Genomic DNA, 21,259 nt, shown 5'->3' with positions numbered 1-21,259 from the left:
GTAGGCGTATGTGAGTCGAGGGCACATTTCAGATTTGATCATACCGGTCGCCGAATCGCGATACAAGCAGATTGCGTCCGCGGCAACTGTCTGAGTCATCTTACGAACCTCACGCCAGTTCGGAAAGACGCTCACCCTCGTCGAGCAGGTATTGAGGGCGCCCATGCGGATCGTTAATCGTGATGGCGTGGGGATCGATGCCCAGGTTGTGATACAGCGTGTTGAAGATGTCCTTGTAAGACACTGGACGATCTGTGACAGCGCTGGCAGTGCGATCGGTTGCGCCAATGACCTGGCCGGTACGCATGCCACCCCCGGCGAGAATTGCCGGCCCGACGCGCGGCCAGTGATCGCGGCCACCGTTTTTGGAGTTGATCCGCGGTGTTCGACCAAACTCACCCCAGGCAATAATCGTGACATCGTCCAGCATGCCTCTTTCTATCAGGTCTGATACCAGGGTGGCGAGGCCATGGTCGACGATTGGGAGTAGCTGACGCATGCGGGAGAAATTACTGGAATGTGTGTCGAAATCACTGATCGAGATGCTCACGCATCGGACGCCGGCTTCAATCATCCGCCGGGCGAGTAGAAATTTGCGTGTCGCACCCGGACCCTCACTGGTATAAAACTTTTGATTCCTGGCTGACGCACCCAGACTGTACTTTTCCAAAATGGCCGGGTCTTCCTGTTCCAGGTCCAGCGCATCCGCCAGTCGTCCCGAAGTCAGAATACTGACGGCCTGTTGTGAAAAACGATCCATGGCGTCCATCATTCCACTCGCATCCACTTTGCGACGGATGGTATCCAGTTCGGAGAGCAACGTTGTCCGGTTTTCCAGACGCTCCAGCGAGAGACTGGGATTAAGTTTGAGACTGACCTGATGCTCTTCACCCAGCCGTTTGAGCTCGTTCTGCATCCCTTTTTCCAACTGTCGTTCGAACAGGTCTGAGATATCGGGACGAAAAGGCTGATACGAGGGGCCGAGGAATCCGGGGCGTGCGCTGTTTCTTACCTGGCCGCGTCCCTGCATGAGATCGACGAACAGTGGTGCTCGGTCGCGGGGGGAACCTTTGAGGTTTGAGACGACAGATCCCAGCGCGGGACGTCCGCCGACGGACTGCATGTCTTTTTTGCGGAATCCGGACTGGCATTGGAAGGCATCGTGTGCCCCGGCTGAACCGACCAGAGAACGCACGAACGCAAACTGATCCGCCTGAGCTGCCATCCGGGGTAGCAGTTCAGAGAGCTGAATCCCCGGCACGCTGGTAGAGATTGGCTGAAATTCGCCTCGGATTTCAACGGGGGCTTCAGGTTTCAGATCGATGGTATCCATGTGCGGAGGACCGCCGTCCAGATGCACATTGATGATCGCTTTGCGAGAGTGCTGAATCCCCGCCTGTGCTTCCAGTCGCAGTAAGTCTGAGAGTGTCAGTCCTGTCAGACCGAGTGTGCCGAGTTTCAGAAAATCGCGGCGTGTAGTCTGTGAATGTTGCTGACTCTGTGCGCTCAGAAATTTCAGCATGAATATCCCTTTTCCCTCGAGAGGTCATTCATCGACGCGAAATCGCTTCCCTGTGGTTCATGACGCGCCTGGTACAAATCAAAGTATGTTTATACCAGATAAGGTGGGAAGGACTCAAGCAGGATTCTCAAACGGGAGAACATTCCAACAATTAGAGAAAGTTGGAGAAATCTCCGAATGTGGGATTCGGGCGAGCTGAAATACACCTGAGCGAAATCAGGCGGCGCTTGATGCGCATCAAAGCAGGCTTCACTCTGCGTCAAACCACGTGTCCAATCAGGCCAGCGACAATTATCCGTCACTGGATGTCCTGTGCAATGTGGTTTTAAAAACTGAAGGGAATCTGCCCTTTATTGTATATCGCAGAAAGGGGCAAAACGTTAACAACGAATTTCAAAAATAATCAAATTCGTTAGAAACAAAACTTTTTATAGTAATGAACCAAACTTGTTTCTGATCTTCATCAATTCTTAATAGATTTCTCTACAATATAAAATATTGCCGTTGATGAATTACTCGATAACATTTCCAGCAAGAAGATCTTACAGTTTTCCACGATGGAATTCTGGATTCTTAAGATAAGAAAACTTACTGCAGAAAGAAAAGACGCACTTGCACGATGGATGCGACACAAACGACCTCACTCCAAACTGAAACTGCGCGAAGCCGTGCTGAGCTGGCTCGAAACTGGGTTAAAGTTCAACCTTCTCTGATGGCTTTCGTTGTAGCATCGACTCCCCAGTTTAGTGATGCAGAAGATCTGCTGCAGGAAGTCGCAGCAGAAATAGCAATTCGTTACGACGAGTATGATAACACGCGGCCCTTTCTTCCCTGGGCTTTGTGGATTGCCAAAATAAAAATTGCCGACTTCTATCGCGGCAAGCGTAAAGACCGGGTGCTGTTCATGGGGGAAGCAATGGACGCACTGGCAGACGCCTGTTCCCGGGTACAACAGCTGATGACCGAAGAACGGGATCTGTTGGAGTACTGCCTGGATCAGCTGACAGAACGTTCGCGGCGACTGCTGGGCCTGCGGTATGCCGAAGATTTAAAACCGAAACAGATTGCCGGAGAACTGGGCACCTCAACCGGTTCCGTGCGTGTGACTCTTTCCCGCATTCGTACGACGTTAATGGAATGTGTTCAAAAGCGGGCGGCCGGTGAAGCGAATGTCGGATCTTAGCGAATACAAACAGAGTACGGCGCTCGAAAATATCGACGCCTATCTGGATGGAGAAGAGCTTTCTGAAGAAGAAGCTCACAAGCTCGAGCAGTGGATCAAGACCGACAGTGAAAATGCTGATCAGGCCTTCCGCCGCGTGTTTCTGCACTCCTATCTGCGTCAGCGTTTCCAGACACGAGCCATCGGCGAACGACAGGCACGGGAACTGGAATCTCGTAAGCAGGAACCGCTGATCCTGCCATCTGAGTCGGAAATTGAAATCAAGCCCGAACCTCAGCCGCAAACGAAGACCGCCCCCCTGAAACCTCGGCGGCATCCGCTGCTGACCTGGCGCTGGTTTCTGCTGATTGGGATTGGACTCGTGTCGACGTTCAATCTGGCTGTGCTGTTCATCAAGGACTTCCAGATCCCTTACGACGAAGAGAAGGCCTTCGAGCAGCCCATCAATTTCGATTCCGATTACATGAAGAAGACCTTCCTGATGGCGCGGGTGGCGGCGCAGCCTTTCCTCTACGAAGGCTTCGATTATTCGAAAAAAGAACTGTTGGACAAAGAGGCCGAAGGCGTTGACGGGCTCAATGGTGGTGTCGGTTGGGCAGGGCCCTGGATCGATGAAGGTCCCGTTTATGCTTCGATCGTACACGATACGAAAAAGAAAAACCTGGGCAGGAACGACATGCGACTGTTCGGCACCCTCGGTTTTTCTGACCAGTACGGGAATATGCTGCTCACTAAAGGGGGGCAGTATCGGACCGGCCAGGTTTCGCAGTCCGTCTCGGTGCGACACATCGATCTGCAGCAGGTGCCGCATGCACTCTCTGATGACAAAGGCTTTGGCGCAGATGGTGAAATCCTCTGGTTCAGTTTCATGGCCCAGTCGTACGATAATGAAGGCGACGGACGTTATGCCTACATCGACCTGGGTAACGAAGAGTCGAGCCTGCGGATCGGAAAGCTGTCCTCTGCCATTCGTGGTAACTGGGCTGCCGCCGGACAGGTCAATGGCACCGAAATCAATACCGCTTCCAGTGAAGTACTTTCGGGACAGGCTGTTCTGATTGTGGGTCGAATTCTGTTTCGTCCCGGCGCGGAAGAGGTTGACCTGTGGTTGAACCCCGTGCTCAATAAGATTCCTGAACTGGACGAAGTCGATCTACGGCTGATGGCCCCCGATCTCCGCATCGAACGGGTCAAGATCGTCAGTCGCTATTCGACGGACTTCGACGAGATCCGCGTCGGCGTTTCTTTTGTCGATGTGATTCCAGCCAGTGAGCATGACGACAACGAATAAGTCCTGTCGTGTCTCGGATCAGAGTTGTGACTGCCTGCGGGGAACCGTAGAATAAATCTGTAATCATTCAGATTGACTGCGCAACTTAGTCCTCATGCCATGGGTGTCCATCGATGAAATTCCCCCGCACGTTACAACTGCTCTGTCTTTTATTTCTGCTGGCACACAGTTCTCCAGCTTCTGCAGCCGAGCAGAAGATGAATGTGCTGTTTATCATCTCCGACGACCTGACTGCGACGGCACTCTCCTGTTATGGGAATCAGGTCTGCCAGACACCGAACATCGACCGCATCGCTGCCAAAGGAACACGCTTCACCCACGCGTACTGTCAGGCAACCTACTGCGGCCCCTCGCGGGCGTCCTTCATGTCCGGCTATTATCCCCATGCGACCAAAGCCTTCGGGTATGTCAGTCCTCGGTCCTACATTGGCGAGAAACCAACCTGGGCACAGCTCTTCAAGAACAACGGCTACTACTCCGCGCGTGTCAGCAAGATTTATCACATGGGAGTCCCCGGAGACATTGAAAAGGGAAACGACGGCACCGACGATCCGGCTTCCTGGACCGAACGTTTTAACAGCCAGGGGCCCGAGTGGGCTGCTCCCGGAGATGGAGAGACACTTGAGAATAATCCGGACGGCAAAAAGCCAGCCGTAGGAGGCAATACTTTCGTGGTAGTGGAAGCGGACGGGGATGACCTCGTGCATTCCGACGGAAAGACCGCCCGCAAGGCTGTCGAACTGATTCAGCAGCACAAAGACGAACCGTTTTTCCTTGGTATCGGCTTTGTGCGTCCACACGTCCCCTTTGTCGCGCCCCGGACTTACTTCCCGCCGTATAAGCCTTACAGCAAACATGTCCTGCCAGAGAAGGTTCCCGGCGACTGGGATGACATTCCAAAGCTGGGGATCAATTATAAAACCAGCAAAGGCATGCAGATGGATATCCGGCGTCAGAAAAAGGCGGTTGGCGGCTACCTCGCCTCAGTCGCGTACATGGATCGTCAGGTGGGGAAAGTCCTCGATGCCCTGGAGCAGGCAGGGATTGCTGACCGGACCATTGTGATCTTCACCAGCGATCACGGTTACCATCTGGGAGAACACGATTTCTGGGCGAAGGTCAGCCTGCATGAGGAGTCTGCTGCCGTACCGCTGATTATCAGTGTCCCCGGTAAATCACCCGCCGTCTGTAATTCACTCGCCGAACTGCTCGACCTCTATCCTACGATCAGCAGCTTATGTGGCCTGCAGGTACCTGCAGGCATTCAGGGCAAAAATCTGGCTCCGCTTCTGGATGACCCCACACTGAGTGTCCGCGAAGCTGCCTTCAGTGTTGATCCACGCAATAAAGGCAATCGCGGCTTTCTGCTCCGCGATGATCGCTGGGCTTATATTCAATACCGGGAAGACGCTTCGGGAGGCATCGAACTGTTCGATATGGAAAACGATCCCAAACAGTACACGAACCTGGCCGAAAAACCGGGTTATGAAAAAGTTGTGGCCCAATTCAAACAGCGGATGGCTGAGAAGCTCAAGGCAATCCGCACGAATGATCTGGGGCACAGCTACGATTGAACCGGCTGGACAGCGTCCTCACTCGATGGGGATCTGATGCGTCTCTCCTGAAGCAGAGGCCTGATAGGCTGCGTATATCGTTCTCAGTACCTGCAGACTGTCGTGGCTATCGAGTGGCGGCGGTTCCTTGTCGAGCACAGAGCGGATCGCCGAATGCACGAACGGTGTGTAACCGCGTGGCTGAACCGATTCCTCAAATTTATGAATCGTTCCCGGCTTGTCCGAGTTGAGATGCCACTGCAGGTAACGGCCCGTAGAATAATCCATTTCCAGCCAGCCCTTAGAACCCCAGATCTTGATCAGCGACTGTTTCCCACGATTCGTGTAATAGCCCGACGACAACGTGCCCAGAAAACCTTTATGGAACTTCAGGCTTAACGCCACCGAGTCTTCGACATCGATCGGCTGACCTCCGATGTTGGTGACAAACCCGTTCACGGCACTGATTCTGGTGTCGGTCAGGTACATCCCCAGGTCGAGCCAGTGAATTCCCAGCCAGATCAGATGCCCCCCACCAGCCCGATCTTTCTGGGCGAACCAGCCTTGATGATAACTTTTGCTCGTGAGTCGCGTCTGGTCGGCAATGTAGTTGAGTTCAATCGCATAGATCTTGCCGAACACTCCTTTGCGAATCATGCGGCGGGCCGCTTTGACTTCCGGATTACTTCGATTCGCAAGCGCGAGCATCAGGTTGAGATGCTTGCTGTCCGCTTTCTGAACCAGCGCTTCGAACTGATCGATGCTCGTGCAGGCCGGCTTTTCTGCGAACACGTGGCAGCCATGTTCCAGCGCCATGTCGATCGCCGCAGGGGCCTTGATGGCTTCCAGGGTGACCAGCGCCATGTCCGGTTTCTCTTTTTCAAATAGCTGGCTGGGGTTGTCATACACACGCGTGAGTTTGTCTCCCAGCTTCTCTTTCGCCAGGGCCGTGTGTTTGTGGCCTTCGTCGGAGAGGACGATTTCCTTGATGTCCTCTGAGGAAGCCAGTGCTGGAAAATATGCGCCCAGGTGAGGCGACGTCTCACTGATGATGAGCGCGACTGTTGCTTTATCTGCCATGTGTCTGCTTTCTACTGATGTGCGTTGCTGTGATCTCTACTGCATCATACCTGCGGCAGTTCGTAGCCGTCACGATAAGTTCTCGTCAAATACTGATTGGCGTCTTTGTCTTCCGGGAAGGTTTCCGTTTTTGGGTCGAAGACCAGTCGGCGTCCGGTGCGGTACGCGATGTTCCCCAGGTGGCTGAGCATCGCTGAATAGTGACCTTCCTCAATCTCTGCCAACAGTTCCTGCGACTTGCGGCTTTTAACACAGTCGAGGAAGTTCTGGTAATGAGCTCCCGTGTCCTGCCATTTCTGTTCGAAAGCCGGGCCGCGTTCATGCTTGTAGAAAATTCGATACCCGGAACGGTCAACCATCATGAACCCTTTGTCGCCGTAGATAATGTTGTCGTTATCATGGCGATGGGCCTGCATCCGGTAGGGAGTGAAGTCGCGCTGCTCGTAGACGTAGAGCAGATCGTCGTACTCCCAGGTAACCACCATAGTGTCGGGAGTTTCCTGGGCATCTCCTTTGGAACCCAGCTTTGCACCACTGCAGGAAACCGCATTCGGTGCCTTGAGATTCAAGGCCCAGCGACCGATGTCGATCTGATGCACTCCGTCATTACCGATATCCCCTGTGCCGAAATCCCAGTTCCAGTGCCATGAGGTGTGAAAACAGTTGCGATTGAAGGGCCGCTTCTGGGCCGGCCCCAGCCACAAATCATAATTGACACCTTCAGGAACCGCTTCATCGGGACGTGGCGGATATAGGGCCCGACGTTGATTGTTAATCGCCTTGACCATCATCACCTTACCAATGGCACCGTCCTGGATTTGCTTCCAGGCTTTCTGATAGACGGGAGTCGCCCGAAGATTCGTTCCGTGCTGCACCACACGCTTATATTTACGAGCGGCATTGACCAGTTGGCGACCTTCGTGAATGTTGTGCGAACAAGGCTTTTCAACATACACGTCTTTGCCAGCCTGGCAGGCCATGATCGCCGCGGGAGTGTGCCAGTGGTCGGGAGTGGCAATCACGATGGCATCGATCTCCTCTCCGTCCAGCAGGCTGCGAAAGTCTTCCACCTGACGCGGTCGCTTTGCGCCGGCTTTTTCAGCCTGCTCTGCCATCTGGCCGCTCCGACTCTGATCGGGATCACAGACCGCGACCAGATTGCTCTCGGGGAGTTTCGCAAACCAGCTTCCCAACCCACGTCCGCGACCGCCACATCCCACCAGGGCAACATTCACCTTTTCATTCGCGGAGACCGCAGCCTGACTCAGAGAGGCCAGGCTCATTGAAGCCAGGGATGCACCCATAAATGTGCGACGATTGACGTGAGTCATAACGAATCTCCTCAGACGGGGTGTTGATTTCGAGTACGGACGCAAATCGCAGGTCTTCATCCTACCACGCAGGAGAATGATGTATCAAGCGGGGTTGATGTAAAAGGGGCTGTCTGGTGTTAATACTCATCGTAGTATTTCGGGGAGAGATAAATCTCGCTTTTCCAGGGAGACTCGGTTGTAGTCTGCAGTGTGTATTTTCGATCGGGGGGTAACAAATCCAGGGCCCGGTGGAAGGCGTTCATCACGCATGCTTCAGACCGAAAGATTTGATTCAATTCCTGTTCCGCTTTGAGATACGGGTCCTCTTCATCGTCGTCATCTTCATCATCCAGATCACTTTCATAGCAGATGGTGTCTGTGAGTGTATCGATCAGGTGAGACGCTTCTGAATGTTCATGGACAATCACCAGTCGATCAAGAGTCTCTTCCCACTCCTTGCCCGACATGTTCGTGTTGTTGAGATAGTCTTTCCGAATCTGGTCGGTAATGAAATTGTCAATCTGCTGCTTCCAGGGGCGTTTGGCCAGTTCAATCTCTTCTTCGCTCGGTTCAGGTTCACCGTTCCTGGCAGAGATGCGAATGACTTCCTCGGTGGTCACGCCTCCCCGTTCCATTCGCCAGTCCATTTCCCTGGCCCAGAAGGATTCAAAATTATCTTCGAATTTCTGGCCCGTCAGATCGACAGTCGTCTCTCCCTGCAACTCTTCTAAGAGACGCGCATGCATCTCCCGGACCTGATCTGGTTCTGAGAGGTCCAGATGATCCAGACGAATCAGCCTTGAAAACTGGGGGTGATCCAGACCTTTATCCTCAGCATTCGAGACCGTGATGTGAGTGCCGTCGGATAAATCGGCAACCAAGTCCAGACAAAGGCGATCCATCTGTTTGATTTCATATAATGCCGCAAGCGAAGAAGACTGACTGTTTCTGAAACCCTGGATCTCAATCTGCAAGGGGGCATACGCTTCAAACAGCCCATCCGGTTCATAACCCAACTCTGCCAGCGTCTCGGAAATCAAATCTGCCTTGTCGCTGTCAGACCAGTCTGCCTCCTGCAGAGGTTCCAGATCAATCCGTAACGGCGGTGCCATGCCGCCCATTTGAGCCATCGCACTCGCGAATTCTTCCGCAAATCGGGCAGCGAAACTGCGAAATTTCCATTTCAGCCAGAACCAGACCAGCAGGATCAGCAGCACAAACCCTAACACAACCCCCAACGCCACATACACGATCATCATCATGGGATTTCCGATCTGCCGGGGAGTACTGTGAACAGTTCCCTCACCGGCTGCGAATAATGAACTATATCAGCTGTGCCTCTCGAATACGGATCTGTTCACCAAGTTAGCAAACCGGAATTCGGGTGCAAGTAAATTTCGATTTCCGTCTCTCGTTTTCCTTGAGTTAAATTATTTCTTCATCAACCGGTTCGGCTTCTTCCACAGAATCTTCGAAACGTAAACACTGTTATCAGCGCCGTACTTGTTGTCGACGGGCATGACATAATCGGGGCCGAAGCGTTGCATCCATTCGGTGACAATCACCCAGGTCTCATTTTCATTCACATCCACCACACCGAAGTTACCCAGGCGGGCGCCCCGCTCGGGAACCAGGATACACTCAGAGTCGCGAATGACGGCCATCTTCTCCGGATTGACGCGTCCGATGAACAACGGAGCCCGATGTCGTATCACATGGTCGTTGTTCGCGCCGCGTCGCGTATAGACCAGGTACAGACCACCAGAGTGCGTCACCCAGTGCGCCTGCGTGTTGTAACTGCCCAGGTCAGTACCATCTTCAAACGTCCATTTCCGCGGCGGTTCGAAATGCAGTCCGTCCTTGCTGCGGGTGACATAAGCGGCGTCATCATTGCGGAGCGTCAGGTAAAACCAGTCTCCAAATTTTGTAATCGAAGGTTCTGCATAGCCCCGTTTGACATCAATCGAGAGCTCGTTTCCGTGTTCAATGTATTGCAGTGTCTTACCATCAAAGCGACAGCGGAGCACCATCACATCCGAACGCTTCTTCTCAGGACGTTTGTAATAGACCGGCAGCAGGATATCCCCATTGGGGAGATCATATCGCTGAACCGAACCGGCACCGCTGCTGGCAAACTCAGGGCCCTCCGGAAGTTTGAGGGACTGCCAGTCCGACCAGACATTCTTGACAGGATCATAAGTCGCATATGAAGACACGCGGATATTTTTCTTGTGATCAATGCGGTTATTGTAATAACGAACTGTATGACCGATGCCCAGCAGCGTCTTTGATTTGGCATGCCACTGCGGCCAGAAGTCAGAAACGACGACCTCGCCTCCATCGGCCAGATCGTGTCGCCCCAGGTTCCTCTGTTCGAACGGACCCTCCCAGGTTTGACCCAGATTTTCGGTTCGCATGGAATTCAACGCGTAGAAGACATCGCTTCCAGTCAACAGCAGCTTCTGCATCGTCATGACAACGATCGGAAGTTTATGCGGGTTCCCCGGTGCGTCAACGGGAATCGCACCCGCTCGCGCATGTACCCAGCAGGTCTTCCCATCATACCCTTTGGTGGCTCTGCTCAGTTGAATCTGAAAGTCCGGCGAATCCTGCTCGGGAAGTTTCGGATCTCCCGCTTGAATCGTTGAGACAGAGCAGCAGAGCATCAGCAGCCAGAGAGCAGGGGAGAAGATTCGCATGGTGTTATCCTGGTTTGAAAGAGTGTGGCAGAACCTGATCATCAGTGATGGTCGTTTCATGATAACCGGCGGGCTGTCAGACAGCAAACTTCAGATTCTGCAGACTTTACTTGCGGTCTGCCTCAGACGGTTTACAATGAATGACTGATTTCTTGCCCGTCGGTTCAGCTGAATCGATTCCGTCTCTCCGACATTCATACCCGAAGAAAGCATCCTGATGTCTCGAACTCTGCTGGTCTGTCTGACGCTGTTGTTATGTCCGTCTGCGATCCTCTCCGCCGCTGATCTGCCCCAGTTCCAAGCCAGCGACTGGCCCTGGTGGCGTGGTCTGCACCGCAATGGTGTCGCCAGCGCCAGCCAGAATCCGCCGGTGAAATGGAGCGCCACGGAAAACGTAATCTGGAAATCAACCGTCCCCGGCAGAGGCTATGGGTCACCTACCGTCTATAACAACCAGGTCTTCCTCGCCTCGGCTGATACCGAACAGGAAACGCAGTTCGTGCTCTGCTACGATCGCCAGACAGGCAAACAACTCTGGAAGACGGACGTCTTCAAAGGGGGGCTCAGCACCAAGGGGAACAAGAAATCAACACATGCCTCCTCGACCGTCGCCTGTGACGGCGAGCGGGTCTTCATTAACTTCATCAACAATGGCGCCGCTTACACCACGGCACTCTCCCTGGATGGCAAACAGCTCTGGCAGACGAAGATTACCGATTATATCATTCACCAGGGCTACGGTTCCTCTCCTGCGATTTACGGACCGCTGGTAATCGTCTCTGCCGACAACAAAGGCGGCGGTGCGATCGCCGGCCTGAACCGTACCGATGGTAAAATCGTCTGGAAAAATGAACGCCCCAAAACGCCGAATTATCCGTCGCCGATCATCCTGAACGTCGCCGGTAAAGAGCAGTTACTCATGACCGGCTGCAACCTGGTCACCGGCATGAATCCACTGACCGGGAAGATCCTCTGGGAAATCGACGGGGCGACCACCGAATGTGTCACCTCAACTGTTTCCAATGGCGAACTCATTCTCACCAGCGGCGGTTATCCCAAAAATCACATGTCCGCCGTCAAAGCCGATGGCTCCGGCGAAGTCGTCTGGGAGAACAGCACTCGTGTCTACGTTCCCTCCATGCTCGTGAAAGACGAATATATCTATTCCGTGACCGACAACGGCGTCGCGATCTGCTGGGATATCAAAACCGGCAAAGAACGCTGGAAAGGCCGTCTGGGCGGAACATTCAGTTCTTCACCCGTTCTGGTCGGCACGCGAATCTATGTTACGAACGAAGCCGGCGAGACCTATATCTTTCGTGCCAACCCCGATAAGTTCGTCATGATCTCCGAAAACAAACTCGGCACTGAAGTCTTCGCGACCCCCACCATCGTCGACAGTCGCATCTTCATGCGGGTGACTGAAGAAATCGACGGCAAACGACAGGAAATGCTCTACTGCCTCGGCAGAAAGTAAGCAAATCACGATCCCCGTCACCGGTGCTGAGTGACGGGGATACCGTGTTACGTTAGTCGGCTGTCTCCTCGTAAAACCAGGCCAGTGGAATCGAACGGAAGCGGGACGAAATCTTGCGGTCGGGATCGCTGACGTAATAACCCATAATCGCCCGTCCCTGGTAAAAGATCAGGCTGATGTAGGAATAGCCGTGGTCGGTTTCTGTCTCCAGATTCCGTTTGATTTTCCATGAATGCCCCTCATTATCGCTGATAGCAACAGTCAGCGGCGATCGCGTTCCTCCGTGACTCTTGGCATTCGGATCGTAGTTGTCGTTCCAGATCAACATCAAATCGCCTGTGGAAGGTACCCGTCGCAGTGTCGCCGGCGCTTCAGGAGCACGAACGCCCCACGAAGCAGGAGTGCTCCAGGTATTACCGCCGTCACCAGACACGCTCGAGCCGATATGCCCGAACTGCGTGCGGAAGATCATCAGCACCCTGCCGTCCTTTAGCTCAAATACTTCCGGCTCCATCGCTCCGCGACGGGCGTAATCAACTTTCCCCTTCGACTGTCGCCAGCTCTTCCCCTGGTCATCTGAGATGAAACAGGTGCAGACGAAATGATTCTCTTTATGTACGTCGGCTGTCGAAGCGACCGGAGCCAGCCAGCGTCCAGTGGAGAGAATCGTAATCCGGTCGTTATTCATCACGTGATATCCGGGGGGAGTCGTAATCTCGGTCGGCGGGCCGAACGTCTTCCCGTTGTCATTCGAAATCTTAAGGTACGCCTTTAAATCCGACAGCGTATTCTTTTTCAGGTAGAACAGACCAATCGGTCGCTGTTCATGCTCGGGGCCCGCCAGGTAACGCAGCGTGGCCGACATGACGTTCTTCTTCCCTGTATTTTCCTGCAGGACGCGTGGTTTGCTCCAGGTGCGTCCCCCGTCGGTCGACTTTTTCGCAATGATCCGGGCAGTCGCGAAATCGGAACCGCTGCCGATAAACTGTGTCGTCGCGAAGAGCAGCGAACCATCGTTTAAAGGCAGGATCGATCCTTCACTGTAGCGGGGGTACTCTTTCGAAGCTTCATACACGTCGGTGACGATTATCTCGTCTTTCGGTGGCTCAACCTTTGCCAGCACGATCAGTGCCTGGGCTGCCCGCACGCGTGCATCCAGAGTCTCATCATCCAGCTGTTTAATCAACTTGTCTTTGAGATTGCTCGCACCCGCTTCGCCCGCGAAGATGGCCGAGTACGTCTTCACCGCGGCATCCTCACTGGAGAGGTTCCGCTTGACCGCTGCCAGCCCTTCGGCATCACCCAGCATCGCCAGGGCACATTCGAAATAGCAGCGGGTAAACGCATCGTCGGTCCGCTTCAGGTTGGCTTTGAGAGCCGGGATATCCTGCTTGTCTCCCACCCGGGCAATGATCCAGGCGGCGATACTCGCCAGCTTGACATCGGGATCTTCCAGATATTTGCGAACGACCTGGAAACCCTCAGGATTCCCCCAGCGACAGAGCAGGGCGGCGGCCATCATCGCTTTCTTCGGATCCTCGGATTTCATCGCCTCCCGAATCAGCGTCCCATCACCCAGTTCGTTGACTTTGTAAAGCGACTCGCAGGCATGCACGTGTCCGTAAGGATTCTTACCGGCCAGGATCTGAAACATGATGGCCGCTTTTGAACGGTCTCCCGCCCGCACCAGTTCCCGGGCCAGACCGCAGCGATGCTGGTCGTCTTTGTCGGTCTTCAGCTTCGGCTCCACAATCTTGCGGACTTCCGCTCCCTTGCCGGCGAGAGTCAGCGCCTCGGCAGCGTGCATCGAAGGCCAGAACTCATCACTCTGAATCGCTTCACGCAGTACGGCCAGGCATTTCTTTTCCGTTTCCGGACTGAGCTTGATTTTCGGTTGCGGAGAACCGGCGTCCGCCAGCGCGAAGGAACTGAGAGTGAAAACAAGCGTCAACAGCAGGAGGGTACGTTTAATCATGGTGTGATTTCTATTTCGAGGAGAGAGATAACATGCGCTTACTGTAAGTAGGAGTTTTTGATTAACAGACTATCCAAGGTGTTTCAGTTTACTGATCCGGCCAGTGGCCACCCATTCTGCAACGAAGATGTTGCCGTCCTGATCAAAACAGGCATCATGTGGATGCACGAAGCGACCCGCCTGCCATTTCTCGGGAGTCTCCCGCATTCGTGGCTTGGCACTCTTCATCGCTTTGGCCCAGTCCGGATCCTGTCCCAGGTGTGCGATGACTTTATTCTTGCCATCCAGCAGCGTAATACGGGACGCCAGGTCGGGTACCAGCAGCAGATCATTGTAGGTATCGAGATTCGCAGGCAGAATGAAGCCGGTCATCGTTTCCAGGTGTTTGCCATCCAGCGTGAACCATTGCAGACGTGCGTTCGCCCGATCCGCGACGACCACGGAAGCCTCGCGGCCCGGCCGATCATCTATCCACAGGCCGTGGGGCAGATTGAACTTACCGTCCTCTTTTCCCTGTCCCCCAAATGCGGACAGCCATTTATCGTCTTTACTGAAGCGATGAATCTGGTACGCCCCGTATCCATCGGCCAGGAAGAAGCCCCCATCCGGATGGAACGCAAAATTCGTCGGCAGAAATCGGTCCCGGCCCCAGACCTTCTCGGGACGCGTTGCTTCCCCGGAAGCATAAAACCCCGACACCATCGGTGCGTATTTCTGCCAGACCGTTTCCCCCTTGAGATCGAGCTTGGCAAAGGTTTTCAGATGCTGATACCCGGTCACGTACAGAAACTGTTCATTCCCTTCCTGGCGGACTTCCAGTCCATGCCCGCCCCCCTGGAACTGGTTACCGAACGCACGCACGAATTTCCCTTTGGGGTCAAACACGAAGATGGAAGGATGATCTTTCTGGTCCGCCCGTCCTTCATGGATCACGTAGACGAAGCCATCCCTGTCGATGGCGACGTTATGTGTGGTCTGCCAGGTGAATTTCGAAGGGAGCCTGGCCCAGTCGTGGGTCACCTCATATTGGTAATCGCCCGTACCAAGTACGATCCGCGAATCCGTTTTGGAATCGGCGTGAATTGCAGGGGCTCCGAACAAAGCAGCCGTCGTACCGGCTGCGGTGGTTTTAAGAAAGTCGCGACGTGTCTGATTTGAAGCTGGCATTTACAGGTTCCCGTGCTGCGCTGGAAAGAAAGGAATTCGGCAATGGGGTTTATTAAATGTACCCGGTGGTAGAACCCAGATCAATTCGGAACCCGCCGGTTCCCGCATTTCTTGCGAAGGCTTTCCGGCACGCTGAATCTCTGGTTGAGTCTGCTTCCGCGGCTCCTTACAATAAGTCCTGAATCCGATCGATTTATCTCCTTTAATAGAAGACTTGCCTCCATGGTCCATCCGCGCTCCCTTCGTTATCTCACCGTCTGTCTGTCGCTGCTGGCACTCTTGTTTTCTGCCGGCGCAGTCGAGGCCGCCAAACGACCGAATATCATTCTGATCATGTGCGACGACATGGGCTTTTCGGATATCGGCTGTTACGGAGGCGAAGTCGATACGCCTCATCTGAACCAGCTCGCCCGGGAAGGCATGCGGTTCACACAGTTTTATAACAACGCCAAATGCACCACGACCCGCGCCTCGATTCTGACCGGCCTCTATCCTCGCTTCGGTAAAGGGGGACACCTCAGGCAGAACATGGTCACGCTGGGCGAAGCGATGAAAGTCGCCGGCTACCAGACCGGCCTGAGCGGCAAATGGCACCTGATGAAGACCAAAGGTTACGCCAAGAGCAAAGTCACGGGAGGCTGGCTCGACCGCTACGACAAAACGACGCATCCCTATTTCCGTGGCTTCGACTCGTATTACGGCGTGCTTGATGGCTGTTGTAATTTTTTCGACCCGACCATCTCCGACCCGCCGTATAAAAAAGCGGGGATCCGCAGTTTCGGTCAGGATGACAAAGCGGTCACCGAATTCAAAGACGGCTATTACACCACCGATGCCTTCACCGACCACACCCTGGGCATGATTCGCAACTATAGTCAGAATGAGCAACCGTTCTTTATTCACCTCTGTTACACCGCGCCCCACTACCCTCTGCACGCCAAACCAGAAGACATCCGAAAGTACGTCGGAAAATTCAAAATGGGCTGGAACCAGCTGCGTAAGAACCGCTGGGAACGTCTGCAGGAACTCGGCATTGCCGGCGAGAACTGGTCGCTTTCCGAGGGTGACAGTCGCAGCTATGACTGGGAGACTGCGAACCAGGATTTCGAAGATCTGCGGATGGCCGTCTATGCCGCGATGATCGACTGCATGGATCAGAACATCGGCCGCATCAAGGAGACACTGAAGGAAACCGGACAACTCGACAATACACTGATCGTGTTCCTTTCCGATAACGGCGGCTGCAGTGAAGAACCGGGAGGACGCGATCCCAACGTCCGACATCCCGGCCCGAAAGACGATTACGTAGCCGTCGGTCCCGCCTGGGGCTGGGCTCAGAATTCCCCCTTCCGCAGATATAAGTCCTGGGTTCACGAAGGGGGCATCTCCACTCCCTGTATCGCCTGGTGGCCCGGCAAAGTCCCCGCGAACAGCATCAATCGCAGCCCCGCGCATATCATCGATCTTCTGCCCACCTTTCTGGAAGTCGCTCAGACCGAGTACCCCGAGTCTTACCAGGGACACGAACTGCTTCCCCTGGAAGGCACCAGTATGCTCAGCCTGCTCGCAGGGGAGCAGAAAACACTGCACGATTCGCTGGCCTGGTACTGGTCCGGCAACCGCGCACTCAGACAGGGACCCTGGAAGCTGGTCTGGGACAAAGGCGTCAAGCAATGGGAACTCTACGACATCAGTGCCGACCGCTGCGAAACCAACAACCTCGCGGATCAGCACCCCGAACGCGTCCAGCAGATGGCACAAGACTGGTTCACCTGGGCCAACAAAGTGGAGTTGAACATCAAGGCAAAATAGTTGAGCTGGCAATCCGGAATGATGGGAGATCATATTACAATCACTCTCCTGAGCGGAATGGCAATAGCCACCGGTACTTGAGCAAGACTTCGCTGGCGTGAACAGGAACAGCACCCATCCCACGCCCCACCGGGATTACCGCAGGCAACTGGAGGTCTCAGACCAAACAGACAATCCACATTCAACTCTTCCATCCCTTCCATCAAACACCACCTCCATTGGGTAACCCCGAATGTAATTCGGGGCGAGCAACGCGAGCAGGAAACTGACAGAGCAACAATCCGAACTGCCTCAGAAAACTCTCAACCCCATAATGAACTTCCCCCACCAACAACTGAATAAACTCACCTTGATCGGCTCCTGCCTCCCCGTATCCTGTTCCCAATCTGGCTCGCGCGCGAGACGGGAAAGCGACACCAGGCAACAAAACGCACCAGTGCCCCACATCCACCTGAAAAACCATCGATTTTCACCTCCTGTTCACGGAAACATCCCGCACCTGTTACCTGAATCCACTTTTGACTCAGGGCACAGCAGGACAGAAACCGGCCATACCAGGACAAATTCCCGGACACAGCAGGACAAAATCCGGCCACATTGGGACAAAATTCTGTCTTGACTCCCCGACGCCGTTCAGCAAAATCAAAGCCATCAATCATAATCGCAGGCACCATATCCATAACGAATTCCTCGACTCATTGGAAATGTATTAAATCTGTAGGGGAGGACCCATGTGTCCTCCCGAAAATATTCTGGCGCAGCAAATAAAATACGATCGAGTCTCCGTTGCTCATGACCGTTTATAGCCGTCCAAAATCCAGAAAATCATACAGATCGGCGCACCCAGAGCCAGGGCAAGAATAACCAGCGCATATTCCCTCACCAGTAAAAGAAAATCACCGGGTGGCCTCGAATGAAATTCGAGGTTGTCAAAGACAACAAGAGGTCTCAAAGCAAGCGTGCGCTGGACGAGCGACAAACCTCAACTGTTAAACTCAAATCCATTCAACTGCGATCACCAACTTCAAGGCAGATCATCATAAGTCAGCGTCGCCAAACCGATCTGCTGTGCATGTGCCAGAATCGCCTCCAGAACCCGTGGTTGCAGATGATGCCCGGGCCCCTTGTCACTGATGTTGTGCGCATAAAAGACAACAATCTCCCCCCGCTGTTTAGCATGATCCATCGCGTCTTTGATCTCCACCAGGTAATCGGGCCGCTTCTCCGTCCCCGCGTAATCGATGCCCGTACCGATCAGACAACCGCGGTCGGCAATCTGATCAACCGGCACATATATCGCTTTCAGATCCCGCATCCGCTGTCCCGCAGGTAACCCGGTCCCGCCCCGCAAATGACGAAACGTTTTCAGCAGGGCCTGATCAATCTCGGCATTCCGCGAACTACTGGGATAAGCAAAGCAGGTCGGCGGAAAGCCGGCGTCGGTCATCCGTTTCACCGCCGGTTCAATTTCATCGTCGAGATAACGCGCCATGCCATGCTCACGCACATAGTCGACCGCCTTGCGATGCCTGGCCCCGTGACAGCCAATCGTATGTCCGGCCGCTTTGAGCTGTTTCAACGCATCAATCTGCTGCGGCGTCAATGTATGAAAGTGATCGACAAAGAAGGTCACCCGCGCATTGTACTTCTGAAATAACGGAATCTGTTTGACCCACTGATTCATATTCCGGTCGTCAAACGTCAGAATCACTCCTGCCTTAGGGAGTACCTTGGGGACTGTCTTCGTTTCTAATGCAGAACCATTCTCCGCCGCCGGTGAAATCGACCCAAACAGCAGCAGGCAGAGCAGGGGAAGGAGAATTCGCATATGAGGGCTCGTTGTAAATGTATGTGAATAAAACAGTTATCCATCTTAAAGGCTGCTGGCCCCTCTTTCGAGGATCAAATTGTTCATTTTTTCAGTAATTTCATCGAACTGGATTTGAAATCGCATCGCTCATGCGACACCTTACACCTCCGCTGTGGATGCAGCACGGAAGACGGAAACCAGAAGCCAGAATCAATCGGGAGTGGAGCAGAATGTCGAGCACAATCAGCGAAGTCGCAGGCTTTCAATTAAAAGAAAACTATCTCTCAGAAGCGGAAGAGGCAGCGTTGATCACCTGGATCGATCAGCAGCCCTGGGATACCACGCTCCGGAGGCGGGTCCAGCATTACGGTTATCGCTACGATTATACCGCCCGAGATATCGACGCAGCCCTCTTTCTGGGAGCACTTCCCGGTCCCTTGGGCGAACTCGCAAAACGCCTGACCGATGAAGGATATCTGAAAACAGAGCCCGACCAACTGATCATCAATGAATACGAACCTGGCCAGGGAATCGCCGCGCACGTAGACTGCGTTCCCTGCTTCGGCCCACAGATTGCCAGCATCAGCCTGGGTTCGCATGTCGGCATGGATTTCATCAGCCTCGCCGACCAGACAAAGATCAGCCAGACATTGACGGCTCGCAGCCTGCTCGTTTTCAGCGATACCGCCCGCTATAAATGGAAGCACGGCATCGCCGCTCGCAAATCAGATCTGATCGACGGTAAACGCGTCCCCCGCGCACGTCGCATCTCGCTGACGTTCCGTCTGGTCAAGAAAGACTGATTTCAACATCTCAAACAGATACTGAAATGGAGACACCCGTTATTACTTGGCTGTCTTCTGCTCAAGCATCTCGGGAGAAACCTTGATCACTCCCAGGTCATTCTCACCCGGCTTAATCTGGATCTTGATCCGCCCATTCTGCCAGTCTTCCCGGGCTGCCAGATGTCCGGCCTGCTCGTGCCAGACGCGAAACTCCCAGTCCCCGACGGGCAGATTCTTAATCTGGAATGTCCCGGTTTCATCGGAGATAGACACGTACGGATGGTCTAGAACCAGCAGGTAACCGGTTTCAAAGGGGTGAATATCACATTTGATTTGGATGGGAAGTAGTTCCGGGTATTCAAACGGAATGGTTTCTTTACGCCCCGGACCAATGGCAGCTATATCCGGACGTTGATTTTTGAGTGGAAATAATTGCGTTACGTGCACGCGGGGTGATTGATTGGAGATTACCAGCTTCTGATGTGGTTGCCACAGGGCGGCAGCATGCGGTTCGAAACGCTGGTTTCGATGTGCAATCACCACCAGATTCGGCAGTTTTCGAAAGTCAGGGTGAATCCGTTCCGGTTTGAAATTCCGTTCCTTTAAATACACAAAGATATTCTTGATGCCTCCCTGCGGTCCGACGACCAGTGACGGAGGCTTGGGGGACGGAGTCTTTTGTTGTTTCACAGGGGGGCCGGAATAGACAAACTTGCCTGATAGACTTCCCCATTCAGCTGCCTGCACTGACTGCCCCTGTTGAGCAACCAGCCCCAGGATCAGCAGGCACCAGATGAAATCTCGGAGAGCACGCAGCATGGTTCGGAACTTTCTCTGAGGGAACATGGCTTCCCGGAAGACAACAACTGTCAATCCGCTTCCATGTTAACGGATCGATACACTGCTGGGAAACACAATTCTGATTTGCATCGGCGGTCCCACAGGTTACACTGGCGGATAGCAACATTTCTATTAATCAGTCGAACGAATCTTAATCGCGTACGAGCTCAACGCATGCAGGATATCACACACATCTTACAGGCCCTGGAAGCAGGAGACCTGGCAGCCACAGATCAATTGCTGCCTGTCGTCTATGCTGAACTCCAGCGACTGGCACGACAGAAGCTCGCGCACGAAGCACCCGGACAGACCTTAACCGCAACCGCGCTGGTCCATGAAGCCTACCTGCGTCTGGTCGGACAGTCCGCGGAACAGGAGTGGGATCACCGGGGCCATTTCTTCGCAGCAGCGGCTGAGTCGATGCGGCGGATATTAATCGAAAATGCGCGACGCAAAAAACGCCTCAAGCACGGCGGCGACCACGAGCGTGTCGATCTCCCTGAAATCTCAGCTCCGGCCCTCGAACAACCCGATGATCTGCTGGCCCTCGATGAAGCGCTGACGCTCTTCGCCGAAGAGGACCCGCAGAAGGCAGAGCTCGTGAAGCTCCGCTATTTCGCCGGTCTCAGCGAACAGGAAGCGGCGGATGTGCTGGGCATCTCCCGGGCTACCGCGGCCCGGCACTGGGCTTATTCGCGTGCCTGGCTCTATCACCAGATGCGGGGCGATACTGATCAACTCGTTTAACTACA

General features: G+C 54.0%; 16 protein-coding genes. 7 read left to right on the top strand and 9 right to left on the bottom strand.

What is annotated here, in order from left to right; genetic code table 11:
- Window positions 1-109: 109 nt before the first annotated feature.
- On the bottom strand, window positions 110-1,522 hold the full coding sequence (locus tag FYZ48_RS16130; RefSeq protein ID WP_149342140.1) for a DUF1501 domain-containing protein: 1,413 nt from the start codon (window positions 1,520-1,522) through the stop codon (window positions 110-112).
- 619 nt (window positions 1,523-2,141) lie between these two features.
- Between FYZ48_RS16130 and FYZ48_RS16125 the strand changes: the two genes are divergently transcribed.
- From FYZ48_RS16125 to FYZ48_RS16115, 3 genes are all read left to right on the top strand, one after another.
- The gene (locus tag FYZ48_RS16125) at window positions 2,142-2,705 is read left to right on the top strand and encodes a sigma-70 family RNA polymerase sigma factor (RefSeq protein ID WP_145041456.1); all 564 of its coding nucleotides are present in this window, start codon (window positions 2,142-2,144) and stop codon (window positions 2,703-2,705) included.
- Window positions 2,692-3,996 (top strand): hypothetical protein, encoded by a 1,305-nt coding sequence (locus FYZ48_RS16120; RefSeq protein ID WP_149342138.1) that lies wholly within the window; start codon window positions 2,692-2,694, stop codon window positions 3,994-3,996. Before FYZ48_RS16125 ends, FYZ48_RS16120 begins: the two co-directional genes overlap by 14 nt.
- 113 nt (window positions 3,997-4,109) lie before the next feature.
- Window positions 4,110-5,570, top strand: coding sequence for a sulfatase (locus tag FYZ48_RS16115; protein WP_149342135.1), 1,461 nt, complete (start codon window positions 4,110-4,112; stop codon window positions 5,568-5,570).
- Between the two features lie 18 nt (window positions 5,571-5,588).
- Here the strand turns inward: FYZ48_RS16115 and FYZ48_RS16110 are convergent, their stop codons facing one another.
- The 4 genes from FYZ48_RS16110 to FYZ48_RS16095 form a co-directional block, all read right to left on the bottom strand.
- Complete coding sequence (locus FYZ48_RS16110; RefSeq protein ID WP_149342133.1) at window positions 5,589-6,629, bottom strand: Gfo/Idh/MocA family protein; 1,041 nt, start codon at window positions 6,627-6,629, stop codon at window positions 5,589-5,591.
- Between the two features lie 44 nt (window positions 6,630-6,673).
- The gene (locus FYZ48_RS16105) at window positions 6,674-7,960 is read right to left on the bottom strand and encodes a Gfo/Idh/MocA family protein (protein ID WP_187782056.1); all 1,287 of its coding nucleotides are present in this window, start codon (window positions 7,958-7,960) and stop codon (window positions 6,674-6,676) included.
- Window positions 7,961-8,079: 119 nt separating this feature from the next.
- Entirely contained in the window at window positions 8,080-9,204 is a 1,125-nt protein-coding gene (locus FYZ48_RS16100; protein ID WP_149342129.1) for a hypothetical protein, read from the bottom strand.
- Between the two features lie 168 nt (window positions 9,205-9,372).
- Window positions 9,373-10,641 (bottom strand): sialidase family protein, encoded by a 1,269-nt coding sequence (locus FYZ48_RS16095; protein ID WP_149342127.1) that lies wholly within the window; start codon window positions 10,639-10,641, stop codon window positions 9,373-9,375.
- Window positions 10,642-10,858: 217 nt separating this feature from the next.
- On the opposite strand from FYZ48_RS16095, the gene FYZ48_RS16090 reads away from it, so the two are divergent.
- Window positions 10,859-12,118 carry an outer membrane protein assembly factor BamB family protein gene (locus FYZ48_RS16090; RefSeq protein WP_149342125.1) on the top strand — a complete coding sequence of 420 codons (1,260 nt, stop codon included), beginning with the start codon at window positions 10,859-10,861 and terminating at the stop codon, window positions 12,116-12,118.
- Window positions 12,119-12,170: 52 nt separating this feature from the next.
- Here FYZ48_RS16090 and FYZ48_RS16085 read toward each other — a convergent pair whose 3' ends face one another.
- A complete protein-coding gene (locus FYZ48_RS16085; protein ID WP_242022685.1) occupies window positions 12,171-14,093 on the bottom strand; it encodes an exo-alpha-sialidase in 1,923 nt (640 codons plus the stop codon).
- Window positions 14,094-14,162: 69 nt separating this feature from the next.
- Window positions 14,163-15,260, bottom strand: coding sequence for a twin-arginine translocation signal domain-containing protein (locus FYZ48_RS16080; protein ID WP_149342122.1), 1,098 nt, complete (start codon window positions 15,258-15,260; stop codon window positions 14,163-14,165).
- 222 nt (window positions 15,261-15,482) lie between these two features.
- Here FYZ48_RS16080 and FYZ48_RS16075 point away from each other — a divergent pair, with 222 nt between their 5' ends.
- Window positions 15,483-17,072 carry an arylsulfatase gene (locus FYZ48_RS16075; RefSeq protein ID WP_149342120.1) on the top strand — a complete coding sequence of 530 codons (1,590 nt, stop codon included), beginning with the start codon at window positions 15,483-15,485 and terminating at the stop codon, window positions 17,070-17,072.
- Between the two features lie 1,024 nt (window positions 17,073-18,096).
- On the opposite strand, the gene FYZ48_RS16070 is transcribed toward FYZ48_RS16075, so the two are convergent.
- Window positions 18,097-18,900, bottom strand: a complete 804-nt coding sequence (locus FYZ48_RS16070; RefSeq protein ID WP_149342118.1) for a polysaccharide deacetylase family protein — start codon at window positions 18,898-18,900, stop codon at window positions 18,097-18,099.
- Between the two features lie 212 nt (window positions 18,901-19,112).
- On the opposite strand from FYZ48_RS16070, the gene FYZ48_RS16065 reads away from it, so the two are divergent.
- Entirely contained in the window at window positions 19,113-19,685 is a 573-nt protein-coding gene (locus tag FYZ48_RS16065) for an alpha-ketoglutarate-dependent dioxygenase AlkB (RefSeq protein WP_149342114.1), read from the top strand.
- A 42-nt stretch (window positions 19,686-19,727) separates the two neighbouring features.
- On the opposite strand, the gene FYZ48_RS16060 is transcribed toward FYZ48_RS16065, so the two are convergent.
- Complete coding sequence (locus tag FYZ48_RS16060) at window positions 19,728-20,486, bottom strand: hypothetical protein (RefSeq protein ID WP_149342111.1); 759 nt, start codon at window positions 20,484-20,486, stop codon at window positions 19,728-19,730.
- 195 nt (window positions 20,487-20,681) lie between these two features.
- Between FYZ48_RS16060 and FYZ48_RS16055 the strand changes: the two genes are divergently transcribed.
- Window positions 20,682-21,254, top strand: a complete 573-nt coding sequence (locus FYZ48_RS16055; protein ID WP_145185938.1) for an ECF-type sigma factor — start codon at window positions 20,682-20,684, stop codon at window positions 21,252-21,254.
- The last annotated feature ends 5 nt before the right edge of the window (window positions 21,255-21,259 follow it).

It is taken from the genome of Gimesia chilikensis, assembly GCF_008329715.1.
Taxonomy (GTDB): Bacteria; Planctomycetota; Planctomycetia; order Planctomycetales; family Planctomycetaceae; genus Gimesia; species Gimesia chilikensis.
Note: the sequence above shows the minus strand (reverse complement) of the source record. Positions and strands in the feature narration are given on the sequence as shown.

What these genes read in the sequence shown, in the direction of transcription:
- FYZ48_RS16130 (WP_149342140.1), bottom strand. Translation starts at nt 1,522, where the DNA reads ATGCTGAAATTTCTGAGCGCACAGAGTCAGCAACATTCACAGACTACA.
- FYZ48_RS16125 (WP_145041456.1), top strand. Translation starts at nt 2,142, where the DNA reads ATGGATGCGACACAAACGACCTCACTCCAAACTGAAACTGCGCGAAGC.
- FYZ48_RS16120 (WP_149342138.1), top strand. Translation starts at nt 2,692, where the DNA reads ATGTCGGATCTTAGCGAATACAAACAGAGTACGGCGCTCGAAAATATC.
- FYZ48_RS16115 (WP_149342135.1), top strand. Translation starts at nt 4,110, where the DNA reads ATGAAATTCCCCCGCACGTTACAACTGCTCTGTCTTTTATTTCTGCTG.
- FYZ48_RS16110 (WP_149342133.1), bottom strand. Translation starts at nt 6,629, where the DNA reads ATGGCAGATAAAGCAACAGTCGCGCTCATCATCAGTGAGACGTCGCCT.
- FYZ48_RS16105 (WP_187782056.1), bottom strand. Translation starts at nt 7,960, where the DNA reads ATGACTCACGTCAATCGTCGCACATTTATGGGTGCATCCCTGGCTTCA.
- FYZ48_RS16100 (WP_149342129.1), bottom strand. Translation starts at nt 9,204, where the DNA reads ATGATGATGATCGTGTATGTGGCGTTGGGGGTTGTGTTAGGGTTTGTG.
- FYZ48_RS16095 (WP_149342127.1), bottom strand. Translation starts at nt 10,641, where the DNA reads ATGCGAATCTTCTCCCCTGCTCTCTGGCTGCTGATGCTCTGCTGCTCT.
- FYZ48_RS16090 (WP_149342125.1), top strand. Translation starts at nt 10,859, where the DNA reads ATGTCTCGAACTCTGCTGGTCTGTCTGACGCTGTTGTTATGTCCGTCT.
- FYZ48_RS16085 (WP_242022685.1), bottom strand. Translation starts at nt 14,093, where the DNA reads ATGATTAAACGTACCCTCCTGCTGTTGACGCTTGTTTTCACTCTCAGT.
- FYZ48_RS16080 (WP_149342122.1), bottom strand. Translation starts at nt 15,260, where the DNA reads ATGCCAGCTTCAAATCAGACACGTCGCGACTTTCTTAAAACCACCGCA.
- FYZ48_RS16075 (WP_149342120.1), top strand. Translation starts at nt 15,483, where the DNA reads ATGGTCCATCCGCGCTCCCTTCGTTATCTCACCGTCTGTCTGTCGCTG.
- FYZ48_RS16070 (WP_149342118.1), bottom strand. Translation starts at nt 18,900, where the DNA reads ATGCGAATTCTCCTTCCCCTGCTCTGCCTGCTGCTGTTTGGGTCGATT.
- FYZ48_RS16065 (WP_149342114.1), top strand. Translation starts at nt 19,113, where the DNA reads ATGTCGAGCACAATCAGCGAAGTCGCAGGCTTTCAATTAAAAGAAAAC.
- FYZ48_RS16060 (WP_149342111.1), bottom strand. Translation starts at nt 20,486, where the DNA reads ATGCTGCGTGCTCTCCGAGATTTCATCTGGTGCCTGCTGATCCTGGGG.
- FYZ48_RS16055 (WP_145185938.1), top strand. Translation starts at nt 20,682, where the DNA reads ATGCAGGATATCACACACATCTTACAGGCCCTGGAAGCAGGAGACCTG.